16 protein-coding genes are annotated in these 17,615 nt (G+C 73.0%); 9 read left to right on the forward strand and 7 right to left on the reverse strand.

All coding sequences use genetic code 11. The annotated features are described in order from the left end of the window. Positions 1-65 precede the first annotated feature (65 nt). Entirely contained in the window at positions 66-992 is a 927-nt protein-coding gene (locus ACWD0Y_RS13720; protein WP_450260540.1) for a sirohydrochlorin chelatase, read from the reverse strand. An 11-nt stretch (positions 993-1,003) separates the two neighbouring features. After that, positions 1,004-2,104 carry an N-acetylglucosamine kinase gene (locus ACWD0Y_RS13725; RefSeq protein ID WP_450260541.1) on the reverse strand — a complete coding sequence of 367 codons (1,101 nt, stop codon included), beginning with the start codon at positions 2,102-2,104 and terminating at the stop codon, positions 1,004-1,006. Positions 2,105-2,407: 303 nt separating this feature from the next. Between ACWD0Y_RS13725 and ACWD0Y_RS13730 the strand changes: the two genes are divergently transcribed. After that, positions 2,408-3,085, forward strand: coding sequence for a uracil-DNA glycosylase (locus tag ACWD0Y_RS13730; protein WP_450260542.1), 678 nt, complete (start codon positions 2,408-2,410; stop codon positions 3,083-3,085). A gap of 71 nt (positions 3,086-3,156) precedes the next feature. On the opposite strand, the gene ACWD0Y_RS13735 is transcribed toward ACWD0Y_RS13730, so the two are convergent. Beyond that, positions 3,157-4,242: a WD40/YVTN/BNR-like repeat-containing protein gene (locus ACWD0Y_RS13735; protein ID WP_450260543.1), complete on the reverse strand. Its 1,086-nt coding sequence runs from the start codon at positions 4,240-4,242 to the stop codon at positions 3,157-3,159. Between the two features lie 212 nt (positions 4,243-4,454). On the opposite strand from ACWD0Y_RS13735, the gene ACWD0Y_RS13740 reads away from it, so the two are divergent. From ACWD0Y_RS13740 to ACWD0Y_RS13750, 3 genes are all read left to right on the forward strand, one after another. Beyond that, positions 4,455-5,525 (forward strand): hypothetical protein, encoded by a 1,071-nt coding sequence (locus ACWD0Y_RS13740; protein ID WP_450260544.1) that lies wholly within the window; start codon positions 4,455-4,457, stop codon positions 5,523-5,525. A gap of 141 nt (positions 5,526-5,666) precedes the next feature. After that, a complete protein-coding gene (locus tag ACWD0Y_RS13745) occupies positions 5,667-6,068 on the forward strand; it encodes a hypothetical protein (RefSeq protein ID WP_450260545.1) in 402 nt (133 codons plus the stop codon). Positions 6,069-6,189: 121 nt separating this feature from the next. Beyond that, positions 6,190-8,739: an alpha-L-arabinofuranosidase C-terminal domain-containing protein gene (locus tag ACWD0Y_RS13750; protein WP_450260546.1), complete on the forward strand. Its 2,550-nt coding sequence runs from the start codon at positions 6,190-6,192 to the stop codon at positions 8,737-8,739. Between the two features lie 119 nt (positions 8,740-8,858). On the opposite strand, the gene ACWD0Y_RS13755 is transcribed toward ACWD0Y_RS13750, so the two are convergent. The 3 genes from ACWD0Y_RS13755 to ACWD0Y_RS13765 all read right to left on the reverse strand — a co-directional run bounded on the left by ACWD0Y_RS13755 (position 8,859) and on the right by ACWD0Y_RS13765 (position 12,107). Continuing rightward, positions 8,859-9,833 (reverse strand): hypothetical protein, encoded by a 975-nt coding sequence (locus tag ACWD0Y_RS13755; protein WP_450260547.1) that lies wholly within the window; start codon positions 9,831-9,833, stop codon positions 8,859-8,861. A 112-nt stretch (positions 9,834-9,945) separates the two neighbouring features. After that, positions 9,946-10,959 carry a zinc-dependent alcohol dehydrogenase gene (locus ACWD0Y_RS13760; RefSeq protein WP_450260556.1) on the reverse strand — a complete coding sequence of 338 codons (1,014 nt, stop codon included), beginning with the start codon at positions 10,957-10,959 and terminating at the stop codon, positions 9,946-9,948. Next, positions 10,959-12,107: a mandelate racemase/muconate lactonizing enzyme family protein gene (locus ACWD0Y_RS13765; protein ID WP_450260548.1), complete on the reverse strand. Its 1,149-nt coding sequence runs from the start codon at positions 12,105-12,107 to the stop codon at positions 10,959-10,961. Before ACWD0Y_RS13765 ends, ACWD0Y_RS13760 begins: the two co-directional genes overlap by 1 nt. A 224-nt stretch (positions 12,108-12,331) precedes the next feature. Here ACWD0Y_RS13765 and ACWD0Y_RS13770 point away from each other — a divergent pair, with 224 nt between their 5' ends. The 4 genes from ACWD0Y_RS13770 to ACWD0Y_RS13785 all read left to right on the forward strand — a co-directional run bounded on the left by ACWD0Y_RS13770 (position 12,332) and on the right by ACWD0Y_RS13785 (position 15,651). Next, complete coding sequence (locus tag ACWD0Y_RS13770; protein WP_450260549.1) at positions 12,332-13,102, forward strand: IclR family transcriptional regulator; 771 nt, start codon at positions 12,332-12,334, stop codon at positions 13,100-13,102. Between the two features lie 20 nt (positions 13,103-13,122). Continuing rightward, complete coding sequence (locus tag ACWD0Y_RS13775) at positions 13,123-13,974, forward strand: SMP-30/gluconolactonase/LRE family protein (RefSeq protein ID WP_450260550.1); 852 nt, start codon at positions 13,123-13,125, stop codon at positions 13,972-13,974. A gap of 105 nt (positions 13,975-14,079) precedes the next feature. After that, entirely contained in the window at positions 14,080-15,177 is a 1,098-nt protein-coding gene (locus tag ACWD0Y_RS13780) for an NADH:flavin oxidoreductase/NADH oxidase (RefSeq protein WP_450260551.1), read from the forward strand. Between the two features lie 117 nt (positions 15,178-15,294). Beyond that, positions 15,295-15,651, forward strand: coding sequence for an ArsR/SmtB family transcription factor (locus tag ACWD0Y_RS13785; protein ID WP_450260552.1), 357 nt, complete (start codon positions 15,295-15,297; stop codon positions 15,649-15,651). 24 nt (positions 15,652-15,675) lie between these two features. Here the strand turns inward: ACWD0Y_RS13785 and ACWD0Y_RS13790 are convergent, their stop codons facing one another. Then, complete coding sequence (locus ACWD0Y_RS13790; protein ID WP_450260553.1) at positions 15,676-17,040, reverse strand: FAD-dependent oxidoreductase; 1,365 nt, start codon at positions 17,038-17,040, stop codon at positions 15,676-15,678. Positions 17,041-17,209: 169 nt separating this feature from the next. On the opposite strand from ACWD0Y_RS13790, the gene ACWD0Y_RS13795 reads away from it, so the two are divergent. Then, a partial coding sequence (locus ACWD0Y_RS13795) for a DUF6214 family protein (protein ID WP_450260554.1) occupies positions 17,210-17,615 on the forward strand: 406 nt, incomplete at its 3' end.

The raw sequence follows: 17,615 nt of genomic DNA on the forward strand, positions 1-17,615 counted from the left end.
GTGCGGGCCCTCGGCCGCTCTCCCTCTCCCCGTACCGCGGTCGGCGTGCGGCAGGAGGGCTCCGCTCAGTGGACCGGCATGCCCTGCGCGAGCTGCTGCGGGGCGATGCCCAGAGCCGTCGTGTAGTGCGACAGGGCGAGCTTGCCGATCGCCGGGTAGGCACCCAGCGGCTCGGCGGTCGCGCAGTCCGCCTCCTTGACGGCCGCGTCCAGGAGGCTGTCGGGGACCTCGGGGCCGATCACGTACGGCGCCAGGGCGAGCTGGGTCGAACCGGAACCGCGCAACTGCTCCGCGACGGCGGCGACCGAACCCTCCTCGTCCAGCGCGGCGGCCATCACCGGTACGGCGAGGCGCGCGGCCAGCAGCATGCCGGTGATGCCGGCGGCCTGCACGGCCTCGTCGCCGCCCACGGTGGCCAGGATGATGCCGTCGGCCGCGGTGGTGACCGTGAACAGCCTGGCGCGGTCGGCGCGGGCCAGACCGGTCTCGGAGAGGCGCACGTGCAGGGCCTCGGCGAGCAGCGGGTGCGGGCCGAGGACGTCGGTCAGCTCGACGGCGGTGCGGCTGTCCATGACGGCCTGCCGTATGCGGCGCATCAGGGCGCTCTCGGGGCCGACGAGGAGCGGCACCACGACGGCGGCCGGGCCCTGCGGCTCGGCCGCCTCGCGGCCCGCGGCGAGCGCCTGCTCGTAGCGGGCGGTGCGCTCGGCGGCGGTGTGCGCGAGGACGCTCTCGAGCGTGGGGTACTCGTCGTCGTCGCCGTCGAGGTAGCCGATCCTGGCGGCGAGGCCGGGCAGCTCGGAACGGGCGATGCTGACGACTTCCTCCGCCAGGCTGCGCGACGCGCTGCCCGGGGTGCCGGGGACGGCGAGGACGAACGCGGGCGCGCCCTCGGGCGCCACCACGGGTTCCGGCCGGCGGTGCCGTCCGGGCTGGCGGGGGCGCGGCATTCGTACAGGCAGGCCGGATGCGGGCCCAGTGGGGGAGCTCATGGCGCCGCATGCTACTGCGTTCGGGTGGTGTCCTGTTCGGGGAGGGGGCGTTCGAGCGGTGTCTGTGCCGGTTTATCCCGTGAGTCGCTTTGACCTCGACTATCCTGCTCTGCCGGCACGTGCAGCAGGCGTCCGTCGGCCGGCAGCCGCAGGCCCCGCGTGGTGAGCGAAGCGGCGACGCGCACGGCTCCCGCCAGCGGATCTCCCGCGGCCGGGACGGTACGCGCGTGCGGCAGCCGCTCGGCGAGCGCGGCCCGCAGGGGGACGAGCAGCGCGTCGCCCGTCTTGAGCAGGCCGCCGGTGAACGCGACGTCGCACTCCCCGGACGGCGGGCAGACGGCAGCGGCGGCGTCGGCGATGTGCCCGGCCGCCTCCCGCAGGATGCCCGCCGCGACGGGGTCGGCGGGATCCGCGGCGGCGCAGCGGGCCACTTCCGGCGCGAACGAGGCGAGCACGGCGGGCCGGTCGGTGCGCGGGTAGAGCAGGCCGGGCAGTTCGGGCGCGGGCCCGAACACCGCTTCCACGCGGGCCAGCAAGGCGGGGGAGCCGCCGCGCCGCCCGTCGTGGGCGCGCATCGCCGCTTCGAGTCCGGCCCGGCCGATCCAGGCCCCGCTGCCGCAGTCGCCGAGCAGGTGCCCCCAGCCGTCGGCCCTGCGCCAGACGGACAGGTCCGTACCGAGCGCGATCAGCCCGGTTCCGGCCGCGACCACCGCACCCGGCCGCAGACCGAGCGCTCCGGCGTACGCCGTGACGGCGTCGGCGGCCAGCGCGAGACGCCGTACCCCCAGCGCGCTCTCCAGCGCTCCGGGCAGCCGGTCGCGCAGATCGCCGCCGAGAGTCGCCATCCCGGCGGCGCCGACCGCGACGGCGCCGATCGTGACGGGGGACGCGGCGCCGTCCCCGGCGCCGTCGAGGAGCGCGCGCGTCATGGGCAGCAGCTGGTCCAGCAGGTGCGCCGCGTCGATTCCGGCGGGGCCCGTCCGCACGGGCTCACGCGACACAGCGGTCTCCGTGCGCCCGACGGCCCCGGTGTCCGAGGTGTTCGCGAGCGCCACCCGCAGTCCCGATCCGCCGGAGTCGACCCCCAGCACCCACGGCGTCACGGCAGCCACCGGCCCGCCGGCCGCGCCTCGGACGCCGGGGAGGACACCAACCCCTTGGCGACGCCGGTGAGTTGACGGCGCGGTTTCCCGAACGAGGGGGCCGGGCCGCGCCGATGACGGGAGCCGGGCCGCTTGATCACCGGACGCAACGGGCACCGCTGCTTTCCGGCGCACGCCTGCGTGACCCCATGAACCGTCTCCAGGAAGAAGAGGCAGTGACGGCGGCAGCCTATCCCGGGCCTGGTGCGCCCGGACCAGTCGGCCGCCGCTGGGTGCGGGGGAGCGTCCAGTGCGCCAGTAGAGTGACATGCCGTGGCAGCACTACCGTTGAACGAACTTGTCGAGCCCGGGTGGGCGGAGGCGTTGCGCCCCGTGGCCGGGCGCATCGCCGCGATGGGCGATTTCCTGCGTGCGGAAATCGCGGCCGGCCGTACCTACCTGCCCGCCGGAGCACATGTCCTGCGCGCCTTCCAGCAGCCCTTCGACGAGGTCCGCGTCCTGATCGTGGGGCAGGATCCGTACCCGACCCCGGGCATGGCCATCGGGCTGAGCTTCGCGGTCGCGCCGGACGTCTCCCCTGTGCCCGGCAGCCTGGAGAACATCTTCAGGGAGCTGCACACGGACCTCGGGCTGCCCCGGCCCTCCAACGGTGATCTGACGCCCTGGACGCGTCAGGGCGTGCTGCTGCTCAACAGGGCACTCACCACGGCGCCCCGCAAGCCCGGGGCCCATCGCGGCAAAGGCTGGGAGGAAGTGACCGAGCAGGCCATCCGCGCTCTGGTGGCCCGCGGCAAGCCGCTGGTCCCGGTGCTGTGGGGGCGTGACGCCCGCAATCTGCGGCCGTTCCTCGACGGCTTGCCGGCGATCGAGTCCGCCCATCCCTCCCCCATGTCGGCGGACCGCGGTTTCTTCGGTTCGCGGCCCTTCAGCCGCACCAATGAACTCCTGGTCCGCCAGGGGGCCCAGCCGGTGGACTGGCGGCTGCCGTAGGGCAGCCGCCCGGCGTACGGGCTTCCGGCCACCCCACTCCACCCCACTCCACCCCGGCCGGCCCGCGTCGGTCAGCCGATGGCCGCGGCCCGTACGCACAGCACGTCCGGCAGGTGGGAGGCGAGCAGTTGCCAGCTGTCCCCGTCGTCCGCGCTCGCGAAGAGCTCCCCGTTGCGATTGCCGAAGTACACCCCCGCCGGGTCGGCGTCGTCCGTGCAGAGCGCGTCGCGCAGCACCGTTCCGTAATGCGGCTCCTGCGGCAGTCCGGCCGACAGCGGCTCCCAGCTCCGGCCCGCGTCCCCGGTCCGGTAGACCCGGCACTTGTTTCCGGCGGGCACCCGGTCGGAGTCCGCGGTGATGGGGAAGAGGTACGCCGTGTCCGCGCGGTGCGGATGCGACGCGGCGGCGAAGCCGAACGTCGAGGGCAGCCCCGCCCCGATGTCGGACCAGTTGGCCCCGGCGTCGTCACTGCGGAACACCCCCCAGTGGTTCTGCAGGTACAGCCGGTCGGGGTCGGCCGCGTCCTGGGCGATCTTGTGCACGCACTGGCCGAACTCGGGGTCAGGATCGGGCAGGAACACCGCCGACACCCCCTTGTTGGACGGCGCCCAGCTCGCCCCGCCGTCCCGCGAGCGGAACACCCCGGCCGTGGACACCGCGACCGTCACGGCCCGGGTGTCACGCGGATCGGTGACGACCGTGTGCAGCCCTTCGCCGCCACCGCCCGGCACCCACTGCGAGCGCGTCGGGTGCTCCCACAGCGGCCGTACGAGCTCGAAGGACTCGCCGCGGTCCTCGGACCGGAACAGCGCGGCCGGCTCCGTGCCCGCGTACACCACGTCGGGCGCCTCGGGTCCCGCCGGGTGCAGCTGCCAGACCCGCTCCAGCGACGCGCCGGTGAACTCCGGGAACTTCACGGCGGGCCGCTTCGGTTCGGCCCAGGTCGCGCCCAGGTCGTCGGAGTGGAAGACCGAGGGGCCCCAGTGCGCGCTGTCCCCGCCGGCGAGCAGCCTGGGCACCGCACCGCGGGTGTCGATGGCGAGTGAGTACACCGCCTGCGCGTTGAAGTGCGGTCCGTCGAACTCCCATACGCCGCCGCGCCTGCGGCCGGTGAAGAGTCCTTTGCGTGTTCCCACGGTGAGCAGTACGTCGGTCATGGCCGACACCTCCAGGACGCCGTTGTCTCAGATACGGGCCAGTGTGCACCCGCCCACTGACAGCGGCCCTCGCAGCGGGCGTCGCCGCAGTTCAGGCGGCACGCCGGGCGCCCCGGCCCCCGCGTCGCCCTCCGGCCGGAACCGGACGGTACGGCGCGGTCGTGGTAGCGGGGGGAAGTGATCAGCGGTACCGAGGTGAGGGGAGTGCGCCGGTGACCGGTGCGACGGTACGGATCGACGGGGACAGCCTGCTGCTGCCGGGCGGGGTGCGGGTGCGTTTCGTACGTACGCTGCGCCTGCCCGAGAAGGGGACGCACCCGCTGCCGCCGGGCCTGGGCGACTTCCCGCTGCGCAGGGTCGAGGACTACGCCGGCACGGTGCCCCCGGAGTGGTCGGCCAGAGGCGGCGTCATGCTGCCCGTGCACCTGCGGGAGGCGATGTGGCTGAGCTTCGCCGGGACCGTGGAGCCGGGCGCCCTCCAGGTGGGGGCGGGGAAGGTCTGCGCCGTGTCGGGGAAGCCGTGGAGCGGCGGGCTGTCACGGGACCCGCAGAACTACCTGGTGCTGCCGCGCCAGCCGTGGCTCGACGGGATCAACTCCGGGACGGGCACGGTGCGGCAGTTCGTCGCGGTGCCGCTGGGGATGGGCGCGACCGTGGAGGGCCAGGTCACCGGCGAGGAGAAGTGGGGCGGGCTGCAACTGCAGGCGTGGCCGCTCAAGGACGGCCCGCTGGCGGCGTGGCGGGAGCAGCGGAGGCGGGCGGCGGAGCAGCCGGCCCCGGGGGAGGGGCACGGTCCGACGGCCGGGTACGGCATGGCGGCCCCGGGGGCCGCCGCGCCGCCCCCGGCCTTGATGTCCGCCGGGCCCGGCGGCGGGCCGGGCGGCGCTCCCCGGCCCCGGGCGGCGGCGATGGGGCTCGGTGTGGGCGGCTCCATGCGCCAGGAGGTCTACAAGGACGACCGGCCCGTTTCCGACTGGGCCGACCAGCCGTCCGGCCGGGTCTTCGTCCACCTGGTGACGCCCCCGGAGTGGCGGCGCATCACCGGCGAAGAGCCTCCGCCGTCCCCCGTGGACCGGGCCGCGTACACCCGGGCGGGCCTGCCCTGGTTCGACTACTACGACGCCGACGGCGAGGACCTGGCGGCCACGGACACCCTGGGCGGCGTGAAGCCGGTCGGCGAGTGGCTGGGCGAGGACCACACGCCGTGGCAGCAGCCGTCGCCGCACCAGGTGAAGCCGCTCGGTGGCGCGCCGGGCAAACCGGTGTCCGACGGCGACTGGTAGCGGCCGGGGTCCGGGGAGCGCGCCCGCGATCCGCAGGGCCGGGGACCGGAAGCCGGGGGCCGGGAGCCGGGGGATCATGGAGGGCGTTCCCGAAGCGCCCGCCGGCACGGTCACGGCGGGCGCGCGCCTGAGGAGAGAAACATGCCCGACATCCGCATGCACACCGCCCCGGACGGCCCGGCGGCCCTCGTCGAGGTCGCCCCGGGACCGTCCGTGAACGCGGAGGCGGGGCAGATCCACATCGGTGCGCGGGGCAGCGCGTACGTCCCCCTGGTCGCCACCCCCGCACAGGCCCGGGAGCTGGCCGCCGCGCTTCTGCGGGCGGCCGACACGGCCGAGGCGCAGGCCGAGGACACGTACCCGACCGTCAAGGCGGGCGAGCTGCGTCGTGGTGACGTCCGCAGCGGGGAGCGCACGATCACGGTGGACCGTGTCAGGACCGACGGCGGCACCGTCCACGTCACGTGGACGTCGGACGCCGGGCGCCACTGGACCCAGAGCTACCCCGCGGACGCGGACGTCAGCCTCCGGCGCCGCGCGTAATCCGCCACGAAAGAATTTCCTCATGGTGCAGGGGAGTTGACCTTCTGCGAGCGTCTGCCTATGTTCTCGTTCGGGATTGTGGTCAATGTCCGATATTTCGAACGAAACACCAGGAGCCCAGATGCAAGGTCCGAGAAGGCCCGGACGCGGTCTCGCCGTCGCGGCCGTCCTCACCGGTCTGACGGCCGCACTCGTCGTCGCACCCACCGAAGCCCCGGCCGCGGCGGAAGCGGCCGACTATTCGATCGATGTCGACCCGGCAGGGACCGGGCCCGCGATCGACGACTCGATGTACGGCGTGTTCTACGAGGACATCAACCACGCCGCCGACGGCGGCCTGTACGCCGAACTCGTGCAGAATCGTTCCTTTGAGTACGACCGCGTCGACAACCGCGCGTACACCCCGCTGACCGCCTGGAGCGAGACCGCGAGCGGCGCGGCGACCGGCACGGCGCGCGTCGTGGACGACGACGGGCGCCTGAACGAGCGCAACCGACGCTACCTGCGGCTCGACCTCAACGGCGACGGCAGCGAAGGCCGCTTCGGCATCGCGAACTCCGGCTACAACGCGGGGATCGCCGTGCAGGCCGGCAAGAAGTACGACTTCTCGGTGTGGGCGCGCACCGACCGCGCGGGCGGAACACCGCTCAGCGTCGAACTGCGGGACGGTTCCACCCAGTTGGCGAAGCCCCTGCGCATCACGGCACGCGGCGACCGCTGGGCCAAGTACACCGGCACACTCACCGCCCGCACGACCGGCGACGCCGGCCGGCTCGCCGTCACCGCCGGCGGCAGCGGCACCGTACGGCTCGACATGGTCTCGCTCTTCCCCCGCGACACCTACAAGGGCCGGCCGAACGGCCTGCGCAAGGACCTCGCCGAGAAGATAGCCGCCCTGAAGCCCGGCTTCCTGCGCTTCCCGGGCGGCTGCCTGGTCAACACCGGCAGCCACGAGGCGTACGAGGCCCCGGACTTCGAGCGCAAGCGGTCCTACCAGTGGAAGGACACCGTCGGCCCGGTCGAGGAGCGGGCGGTGAACGCCAACTTCTGGGGCTACAACCAGACCTACGGCCTCGGCTACTACGAGTACTTCCAGTACGCCGAGGACATCGGCGCGATGGCCCTGCCCGTCGTCCCCGCCCTCGTCACCGGCTGCGGCGAGAACAAGGCGACCGACGACCCCGCGCTGCTCCGGCGCCACATCCAGGACACGCTCGACCTCATCGAGTTCGCCAACGGACCCGTCTCCTCCCCGTGGGGCAAGAAGCGGGCGCGGATGGGCCACCCCAGGCCCTTCGGCCTGACCCACCTGGAGGTCGGCAACGAGGAGAACCTCCCCGACGAGTTCTTCGCGCGCTTCACCGAGTTCCGCAAGGCCATCGAGGCGAAGTACCCGGACATCACCGTCATCAGCAACTCCGGCCCCGACGACAGCGGCACCACCTTCGACCGCGCCTGGCAGCTGAACCGCGACGCCGATGTCGCCATGGTCGACGAGCACTACTACAACAGCCCGCAGTGGTTCCTGGAGAACAACGACCGCTACGACGCCTACGACCGCAAGGGCCCCAAGGTCTTCCTCGGCGAGTACGCGTCCCTGGACAACCGCTTCTCCAACGCCCTCGCCGAAGCCGCCTTCATGACCGGCCTCGAACGCAACGCGGACGTCGTCAAGCTCGCCTCGTACGCCCCGCTCCTCGCCGACACCAACGACGCGCAGTGGCGGCCCGACATGATCTGGTTCGACAACACCGACTCATGGGGCAGCGCCAGCTACGAGACGCAGAAGCTCTTCATGAACAACGTCGGTGACGAGGTGGTACCGAGCCGCGCCTCCGGCACCCCCGCCGTCAGCGGCCCGATCGCCGGCGCCGTCGGCCTGTCCACCTGGGCGACGGCCGCCGCGTACGACGACGTGCGGGTCACGTCGGCGGACGGCGAAAGCCTGTTCACCGACGACTTCTCCGGTGGTGACAGCCGCTGGACGAAGGCGGCCGGCACCGGCTCCTGGTCCGTCCAGGACGGTGCGTACGTCCAGTCCGACGCCGCCGCCGAGAACACCCTCGTCACGGCGGGCGACGCCGCCTGGCACGACTACGACCTGAAGCTGAAGGCCACGAAGAAGTCCGGCAAGGAGGGCTTCCTCGTCGCCTTCGGAGTCAAGGACACCGGCAACTACTACTGGTGGAACCTCGGCGGCTGGGGCAACACCCGCTCCGTCGTGGAGAAGGCCGCGGGCGGTGCCAAGCAGACGCTCATCGAGCGCGGTACGACCATCGAGAGCGGCCGTACGTACGACATCGAGGTCAAGGTGCGCGGCCGGCAGGTGACCCTGTTCCTGGACGGGAAGGAGTGGGGCAGCTTCACCGACGACAAGACCGCCGAGCCCTTCCGCCAGGTCGTCACCCGCGACAAGGCGACCGGCGAGCTCATCGTCAAGGTCGTCAACGCCCAGGACGCCCCCGCCCGTACGGAGATCGACCTCGGCCGCCACGCCGACGTGGCCTCCAAGGCCCGGCTGACCACGCTCCAGGGCGACCCGGACGCGGTCAACACCTCCACCGACCGGCCGATCAGGCCCCGCAGCTCCACTCTGGACGGGGTCGACGACACCTTCACGTACACCTTCCCCGCCAACTCCGTCACCTTCATGCGCATCAAGACCGGCTGACACCCGGCCCGACGCGCTCCGAAGCCCCCTGCCGGAACCTGATCCGGCAGGGGGCTTGTGCGGTGCGCCGTTCCCCGGCGGCCTCCCCGCATGCGCGTTCACCCGCGCGTCATGACGGGTCAGTCCTTCTCGGAGGCGGTGACGGGGAACCGGTGGAGAGCGCCGGGCAGCCGGGAGCCGAGCGGGGACATCCCGCCGTCCGCGCCGTGCCGGGCGAGCAGATCGAGTACGAGACGTCCCCGGCGTACGCGCTCACGGGCGCCGGCCAGCGCGGTGTCGCGCAGCTGGGCGCCGTACGGGTAGATGCCGGGGGACTTCGAAAGCCCGAACTTGAGGTAGAGCGGTGCGCCGCGCCGGATCAGCTCCGCCGCCTCGTACATCCGGATGTAGCCGCCGAGGTCGTCGGGTGCCTCCACGTAGAGGTCCATGGGGGCGCGGCTGACCCGGCGGATCTCGGTGAAGTGGGCGAGGGTGAGGTCGGAGGGGATGTTGACGGAGTCCGCCCCGAGCCTCTCGTACACGGCGTACGAAGCCGGATTGACCGGGCCGATCAGCGCGGACACCTTGAAGGTGGTGTCGGCGGGCAGCAGCCCGCCGGCGCGCAGCCGGTGCAGCGTCCACAGCACGCCCTCGTCGGCGACCAGCAGGCACCTCACCCCCAGCGCCGACGCCCGCAGGGCGTCTTCGACACAGCCGGCCAGGGCGTCGTGGCCGCGGGCGCGGAGCCCCGCGCCGCCCGAGTCGGTGCGGGTGGCCGCGCCGGTGTCCCAGGTGCCGCGCGGCCCGGTGAACAGGCAGAGCTCGATGTCGCGTTCCGCGCAGGACTCCACCATCTCGGTGATGTCGGCGTCGGTGAGCATCCAGATGCCGCTGCCCTGGCTGATGCGGTGGACCGGGACGTCGAGGCGCGAACTCTCCTTGAGTACGACGGCGAGCGCCTCCGGACCCTCCACCGAGGGCACCTCGGTGCGCCAGGTGCCGCCGTCGGGGAACGCGTGCGGGGAGGAGTCCGCGGGGTTGTCGTCCGGTGTGGCGTGGCCGATGCGGGCGAGGGCGTCGGCGCCGGGGCGGCGGGGGGCTGACGGGGCTGTCACGGGACTCCTTGGTTCGGCATCTCGGTCAGGATTCGGTTCATGGCGCGCACCTGCGCGCCGGTCACTGCCGGACGGCTCCGGCCACGCCGGGAGAGGAAAGGTCTCCGGCCGCTCACGACGGCCGCAGCAGCACCTTCCCGGTCTTCGGATCGCCGCCCCCGACCAGCGCCACCGCATCGCCGAACCGCTCCAGCGGGAACTCGTGAGTGATCAGCGGGCGCGGATCGATCAGCCCGGTCCCGAACGCCCGCACGGCGAAGGCCCAGGCCGACGACGGCGCCCCGAAGACGGACCGCACGGTCAGCTGGCTCAGCGACAGATGCACCAGATCGATCCCCGTCGCACCCGCGGTGAAGATCCCGGTGAGGATCACCCGGCCGCCGCGGCGGGCCAGCAGGCAGGACGAGGCCGCGGTGGAAGGCGCGCCGGCGGTCTCGACGACCAGGTCGTAGCGTCCCGCGAGGTCGTGCGTCTCCTCGGGCGTACACGCGTGGGTCGCCCCGAACGCCAGTGCCTGAACGGCCCGTTCCATGCGCGGGTCGAACACCGTCAGCTCACCGGGGCTCGCGGCCGCCAGCAACTGCACGGCCAGCAGCCCGAGCGTGCCCGCGCCCACCACGGCCACCCGCTCGCCCGCCCCGGCCCGCCCGGCCCGTACGGCGGAGGCGACCACGGCGGCCGGCTCCAGGAGCGCGGCGGCCCGCAGGTCGGCGTCGTCGGCGAGCGGATGCAGCAGCCGGGCGGGCACGACGACATGGTCGGCGAAGGCGCCGGGCCGGGTGAAGCCCGTCTCGTCGTACCCCGACGCGCACAGCGACGTGTCGCCGCTGCGGCACCGCTCGCAGGCACCGCAGGACCGGAACCCCTCGGCGACGGTCCTGCGTCCGAGGAGCCCCGTGTCGACCCCCTCGCCGACCGCCTCGACGGTCCCGGACCACTCGTGCCCCGGAATCACCGGATAGCGCACGTACGCCGCGTCGCGATGGCCGTCGTACACCTCGCGGTCGCTCATGCAGATCCCGGCGGCGGCGACCCGCACCACCACCTCGCCGGGGCCCGGCCCGGGCGGCGGTCCCGTCACCAGCCGGTGCGAACCGGGCCGCTCGACGACGACCGCGCGGCTGATCACTTCGGCTTCCTCTGCTCCCAGCCCTCGGCCCACAGGTCGAACCTGGCCTGCTGCTGCGGGAATTCGGCCGCCGCAGCCGTGTCGAGCTCGACGCCGAGGCCGGGCGCGTGGGAGACCTCGAAGTAGCCGTCGACCACCTCGGGCGCTCCGCGCACCACCTTCTTGATCTCCGCGTCGGCGAAGTCGTTGAAGTGTTCGAGGATCTTGAAGTTCGGGGTGCAGGCGGCCAGCTGGAGGCTCGCCGCGGTCAGTACGGAGCCGCCCACGTTGTGCGGGGCGATCTGCACGTAGTGCGTCTCGGCGGTCGCGGCGAGCTTCCTGGTCTCCAGGATGCCGCCGATGTGTCCCACGTCCGGCTGGATGATGTCGGCGGCCTGCGACTCGAACAGTTCCCGGAACTCGATCCGGTCGTGGATGCGCTCGCCGGTGGCGATGGGCATGTCCACCTTGGCGGCGACCTTCTCCAGCGCCTTGAGGTTCTCCGGCGGGACCGGCTCCTCCAGCCAGGCGGGCTCGAAGGGCGCCAGCTCGCGGGCGAGCCGTACGGCCGTGGCGGGGGAGAACCGTCCGTGCATCTCCAGCATCAGCTCGGTGTCCGGGCCGATCGCGTCCCGTACGGCCTCGATCAGCGACACCGCGTAGAGCGTGCCGGCGTGGTCGAGTTCGTAGTGCCCGGTTCCGAACGGATCGATCTTCAGCGCGCGGTAACCGCGCTCGACGACCGTCTGCGCGGCCTTGTGGTACGCCTCGGGGGTGCGCTCCGTGGTGTACCAGCCGTTGGCGTACGCCTTGACCCGGTCGGTGACCTTTCCGCCGAGCAGCTGCCAGACCGGCACGCCGAGCGCCTTGCCCTTGATGTCCCAGCAGGCCATCTCCACGACCGCGATGCCCGACATGACGATCTCGCCGGCCCGTCCGTAGTCGCCGTACTTCATCCTGCGGACGAGATCCTCGACGGCGAAGGGGTCGGATCCCGCGATGTGGTTGGCCTCGGCCTCGCGGAGATAGCCGAGCAGCGCGTCGGTGCGGCCCAGCATCCGGGTCTCTCCGACACCGGTGAGACCTTCGTCCGTACGGACGACGACATAGGTGAGGTTGCGCCAGGGTGTCCCGACGACGTGCGTGCTGATTCCCGTAATGCGCAAGGCGGTTGCCCCTCGGAGGTGTTCGAGATTTCGTTATGCGTTCGAAATTCTGGCGTGACCGTAATCAGCCGGTCCTCGGGGTGTCAATGGCCTGCCGCCGCCCCCGCGCCGCCCGCGCGCCGTCCCCGCGCGGCCATTGCCGGGCGAACCAACCTGCGGCTAGCCTGTGTTCGTCATACCGGTCAATGACCGGAGTTTCGAACAGAAGAGGTGGGTGGCCGATCGTGGGACGACTGGTTCCGGCGGTGACCAGGTCGCTGGACATACTCGAGCTGTTCCTGGAAGGGGACGGCACGCTGTCCGCGCCCGATGTCACGCGCAAGCTCCAGCTGCCGCGCACCACGGTGCACGAGCTGCTCACCACGCTCGCCGCGCGCTCCTACGTGGTGCCCGTGCCCGACCAGCCCGGCCGCTACCGGCTCGGTGTGCGTACGTACCAGCTCGGCAGCCGGTACGCGGAGCAGCTCGATCTCGCCGCCGAGGGGCAGCAGGTGGCCCGGGAGGTCGCCGAGACCTGTGACGAGACCGTTCACGTCGCCATCCTGGAGGACACGGACGTCATCTACATCGCCAAGGTGGACTCGACGCACGCGGTCCGGATGGTCTCGGCCGCCGGCCGCAGGCTGCCCGCGCACTGCACCTCCGTCGGCAAGATGCTGCTCGCCTCGCTGCCGCAGACCCAGCTCGACGCCCGCATCGAAGGCCGTGAATTCGTTGCCATGACCCCCAACAGCATCACCGATCCGGGGGAGTTGCGCACCGCACTCGCGAAGATCCGGGAGCGCGGGCTCGCCTTCGAGCACCGGGAGTCCAACCCGGACGTTAGCTGCGTGGCCGCCCCGGTGCGGGACAGCGCGGGCCGGGTCGTCGCCGCGCTCTCCATCTCCGTGCCCATGATCCGGTGGAGCGAGGAGCGGGAGACCGAGCTGGCCGAGCTGGCGGCCAGGGGCGCGACCGACCTGTCGGTCCGCCTCGGTCACCGGGTCCGCCCGTGAGACCGGTCGTGAGGCCACCCGTGAGGCCGTTCGCGCGGCCGGACGTCGCGGTGCGGGAGCGGGCGTCGCTCGGCGAGGGGCCGACCTGGGACGCGGCGGCGGGCCGGCTGGTCTGGGTGGACATCCTGTCCGCGCGCATCCACACGTACGACCCGGCGAGCGGCCGTCGCACGGTCATGGCCGCCGGACAGCACGTCGGCGCGGCCAAGCCGCGGGCGGGCGGCGGCCTGGTCGTCAACCTCCGCGACGGGATTGGTCTGTACGGGCCCGACCTGGCCTTCTCCTGGCTGGTGCGCGACCCCGTGCCGGGCCGCCGCGGCAATGACGCGGCCGTCGCCCCCGACGGGGCGCTGTGGGCGGGCACCATGCGCTACGACGAGGAGCCGGGTGGCGGGAGCCTCACCCGGGTCGCACCGGACGGCACGGCCGTGCGGGCGCTGACCGCCGCCGTCAGCAACGGCACGGACTGGAGCCCCGACGGACGGCTCATGTACTACGTCGACAGCCCCACCCGCGGTATCGACGTCTTCGATTTCGACGGCCGCCAGGCCGTGAACCGGCGCCGGCTCGCGGAGATCGAGACCGGTGCGGGCTTCCCGGACGGCCTGACCGTCGACGCCGACGGCTGCGTCTGGGTGGCGCTCTGGGACGGCGCGGCGATCCGCCGGTACACGCCGGACGGGCGGCTCGACCGGGTCGTCGCACTGCCCGTGCGCCGCCCCACGGCCTGCGCTTTCGGCGGCGCCGGCCTGGATGACCTGTACGTCACCACGGCCCGGACCGGCCTCGCCGCCCCGCACCCGCTCTCCGGTTCGCTGCTGGTGCTTCCGGGCGCGGGCCGGGGGCTGCCCCCGACGCCGTTCGCCGGCTGAGGAGCGGTTGTACGAGAGACCTCGTAGTTTGACGATCGCCGTAGTACGGTGTGTATCGTACTAAGCGCAGTCGGCCCGGCTGCACCAGTCGAAACGGAGTCCCTCGTGAGCGCCCTCTTCGAGCCCTACAGCCTGCGATCGCTGACCATCCCCAACCGCATCTGGATGGCGCCCATGTGCCAGTACAGCGCGGAGGTGTTCGGGCCGAACGCCGGTGTCGCGCACGACTGGCACTTCGCCCACTACGCCGCCCGCGCCACGGGCGGCACCGGCCTGATCCTGGTGGAAGCCACGGCGGTCAGCCCCGAGGGCCGGATCAGCCCGGCCGACCTGGGCATCTGGAACGACCGGCAGGTCGAGGCGCTGCGCCGCATCACCGCGTTCCTGGAGAGCCAGGGAACGGTCCCCGGCATCCAGCTGGCGCACGCCGGGCGCAAGGCGTCCACCGACCGCCCCTGGCGCGGCGGCGCCCCGATCGTCGCGGACCCCGAGGCGTGGCAGCCCGTCGCGCCGAGCCCGCTGCCGTACGACGAGGGCCACCCGGCGCCCGCCGAACTGTCCACCGGACAGATCGCGGAGATCGTCGGACAGTTCGCGGACGCGGCGCGGCGGGCCCTCGCGGCCGGGTTCAAGGTCGCCGAGATCCATGGCGCGCACGGCTACCTGATCGGCGAGTTCCTCTCCCCGCACAGCAACCACCGCACCGACGCGTACGGCGGCTCCTTCGAGAACCGCACGCGCTTCGCCCTGGAGGTCGTGGACGCGGTGCGCGCGGTGTGGCCCGAGGACCTGCCGCTGTTCTTCCGGATCTCGGCCACCGACTGGCTGACCGAGAACCCCGAGGACGAGCGGGACGGCTGGACCGCCGACGACACCGTCCGCTTCGCCCGTGAGCTGCGGGCGCACGGGGTGGACCTGCTCGACGTCTCGACGGGCGGACTCGCGCCGCGGACGCGGATCCCCGTCGGCCCCGGCTACCAGGTGCCGTTCGCCGAGCGGGTCCGCGTCGAGGCGGGGCTGCCCGTCGCCGCGGTCGGCCTGATCACCGACCCGGTGCAGGCCGAGAAGATCCTGGCCGACGGCCAGGCGGACGCCGTACTGCTCGGCCGGGAACTGCTGCGCAACCCTTCGTTCGCCCGCCACGCCGCGCGCGAACTGGGCGGCGAGGTGCACACGCCCGACCAGTACCACCGCGCGGTCTGAGCGTCTCCCCGTGGGCGGGGCCGCGGCCGCTGCCCGGCCGGCCCCGCCCGCAGGACGGTCCGCATCTAATTACGATGAGTGTCGTACAATGGTGCTCCCGGACGAACTGGAGACGCCGTGAACGCCGTTACGACGAGTGCGCGTGAACTCGCGCACCCCACGCGCGACGAGATCCGCCTCGAAGGGGTGCTCCACGCGCTCTCCGACCCCATGCGACTGCGCATCGTCCGCGAGATGGCGGTGGCCGAGTCCGAGCTCTCCTGCTCGTACTTCACCCTCCCCGTCACCAAGTCCACGACCACCCACCACTTCCGCGTACTGCGCGAGAGCGGTGTGATCCGGCAGGTCTACCGGGGAACGGCCAAACTCAACGGGCTGCGCCGTGAGGACCTGGAGCTGCTCTTCCCCGGCCTCCTCGACCGCGTCCTCGCGGCGGCCGCACTGGAGGCCGGCCGGCTCGGCACCGACGGCTGACGCCGAGGGGCGCGCGGCGGGCCGTCAGGCTCCGCCGTGCGCGGCGGCCAGCAGCCCCTCCCAGTCGTGGAGCTTCACCGACCGGCGCCCCAGGGAGACGCCCAGCGCCGCCTCCGCCGCCTCGATCGCCCGCCAGTCGCTCCACACGACCGGGCGGATCCCCGACTCCCGCAGTGCGTCGAGCGGGTCGTCCACGAGCGGGCGCCGGGCGAGCGCCGGCGCGTCCGCGAGGAGCGACGCCACCGTCTCCTTGGCGCACGGCCGGTTGGTGCCGATGACGCCCGTCGGGCCCCGCTTGATCCAGCCCGCCACGTACTCGCCCGGCGACGGGACGCCCTCCCGCAGGACGTGACCTCCGGCATGCGGCACCGTCCCGCTCCCCGGGTCGAACGGCAGGCCGGCGAGCGGTGCCCCCCGGTAACCGACCGACCGCAGCACCAGCTGCGCCTCCACGTCCTCGTACGTTCCCGTGCCGCGTACGCCGCCGCTGCCGTCGGGCACCGTGCGCTCGAAGCGCACCCCCGCCGCCCGCCCGCCTTCCTCCAGCACCTCCACGGGCCGCAGGAAGAACCGCACGTGGATACGGCGCGCCCGTTCCCCGGAACCGCCCGCGGCGGCCCAGCCCCTCAGTACCTCGACATTGCGCCGGTTCACGGCGGGAAGGGCCGCGGCCACCGCCGACCCCGGATCCGCGTACGCCGGGTCCAGGGCGAGCTCCTCGGGCCGTACGACCACCCCGGCGTCCGGCAGGGTGCCGAGCTCCCGCAGTTCCTTGGTGGTGAACTTCGCCTGCGAAGGGCCGCGCCGGCCCACCATGTGCACCTCGCGCACCCGGCTGCCCGCCAGCACGTCGAGCGCCGGCTGCGGCACATCGGTGGACCGCAGCTCGTGCGCGCCGCGCGCCAGGACGCGGGCCACGTCCACCGCCACGTTGCCCACCCCGATCACGACGGCCGAACGCGCGCCCAGCGCGAAGCCGCGCCCGGACGCGTCCGGATGGGCGCTGTACCAGGAGACGAAATCGGTGGCCGACCAGCTCCCGGGCAGGTCCTCGCCCGGAATGCCGAGCCTGCGGTCCGTCGCGGCCCCGACGCAGTACACCACCGCGTGGTAGAGCTCCAGCAGCCGCGCGCAGGTCAGCCCGGCCGTTCCCACCTCGGCGTGGCCCACGAAGGTGATCCGTTCGTCTTCGAGTACGGTGCGCAGGCTGTTCTGGAGCGACTTGATCTTCTCGTGGTCCGGTGCGACGCCGTAGCGCACCAGTCCGTACGGACAGGGCAGCCGGTCCAGTACGTGCACCCGCACGTCGGGCACCGCACTCTGCTGCACCAGGGCCTGCGCGGTGTAGACCCCGCTGGGGCCTGAACCGATGACTGCGACTCGAAGCACGGCGGGGGCTCCTTCCCGCGAAGGTCTCCAGCATGGCATCGAACGGCGGGCCGGGGGAGGTGTCCGTCCCCTGGCCCGAACGGTGCGGGAGACCCTCCACCGGGTGCCTTGCGTCGTACACGCTGCGCGCCGTGGCGGGCCGGGGGCGGGACGGGGTTACGTTTCCACCGTGCTGGAAAGTGCTTTTTTTGACGTCAACAACCATTATGAACCGAATGCGGCGGCGCCGGTATGGCCCGTACGGGTCCCGGAGGGCCGCGCCGCCGACGCCGTCCCGCCTCCCCGGCCCGCCTGGTTCAACGTGCGGCTCACCTTCGCCGACGGCGCCGGGATCGACGTACTCGCCACGATGTCGGCCGAGCGGATCACCGTCGAGGAGGTGTGTGCGGACCTGCCGCTCGACGGCTTCACGGTGGCCGCGGAGTGGGTCGAGGAACCGGCCGGCGGTGCCTGCCGGGTGGCCGTCGAGGCCCCGCGTACGCCCGCCGTCGCGGCGGACGGGCCGCCCGCGACCGAGTGCCGGACCAGTTCCATGGTGGCCTGGTCGGCGTACGTCTTCCGCCGGCTGTCGCCGG

The organism is Streptomyces altiplanensis, from assembly GCF_053591575.1.

Coding starts and splice junctions, on each gene's coding strand:
- ACWD0Y_RS13750 (WP_450260546.1), top strand. CDS start 6,190: ATGCAAGGTCCGAGAAGGCCCGGACGCGGTCTCGCCGTCGCGGCCGTC.
- ACWD0Y_RS13720 (WP_450260540.1), bottom strand. CDS start 992: ATGAGCTCCCCCACTGGGCCCGCATCCGGCCTGCCTGTACGAATGCCG.
- ACWD0Y_RS13735 (WP_450260543.1), bottom strand. CDS start 4,242: ATGACCGACGTACTGCTCACCGTGGGAACACGCAAAGGACTCTTCACC.
- ACWD0Y_RS13745 (WP_450260545.1), top strand. CDS start 5,667: ATGCCCGACATCCGCATGCACACCGCCCCGGACGGCCCGGCGGCCCTC.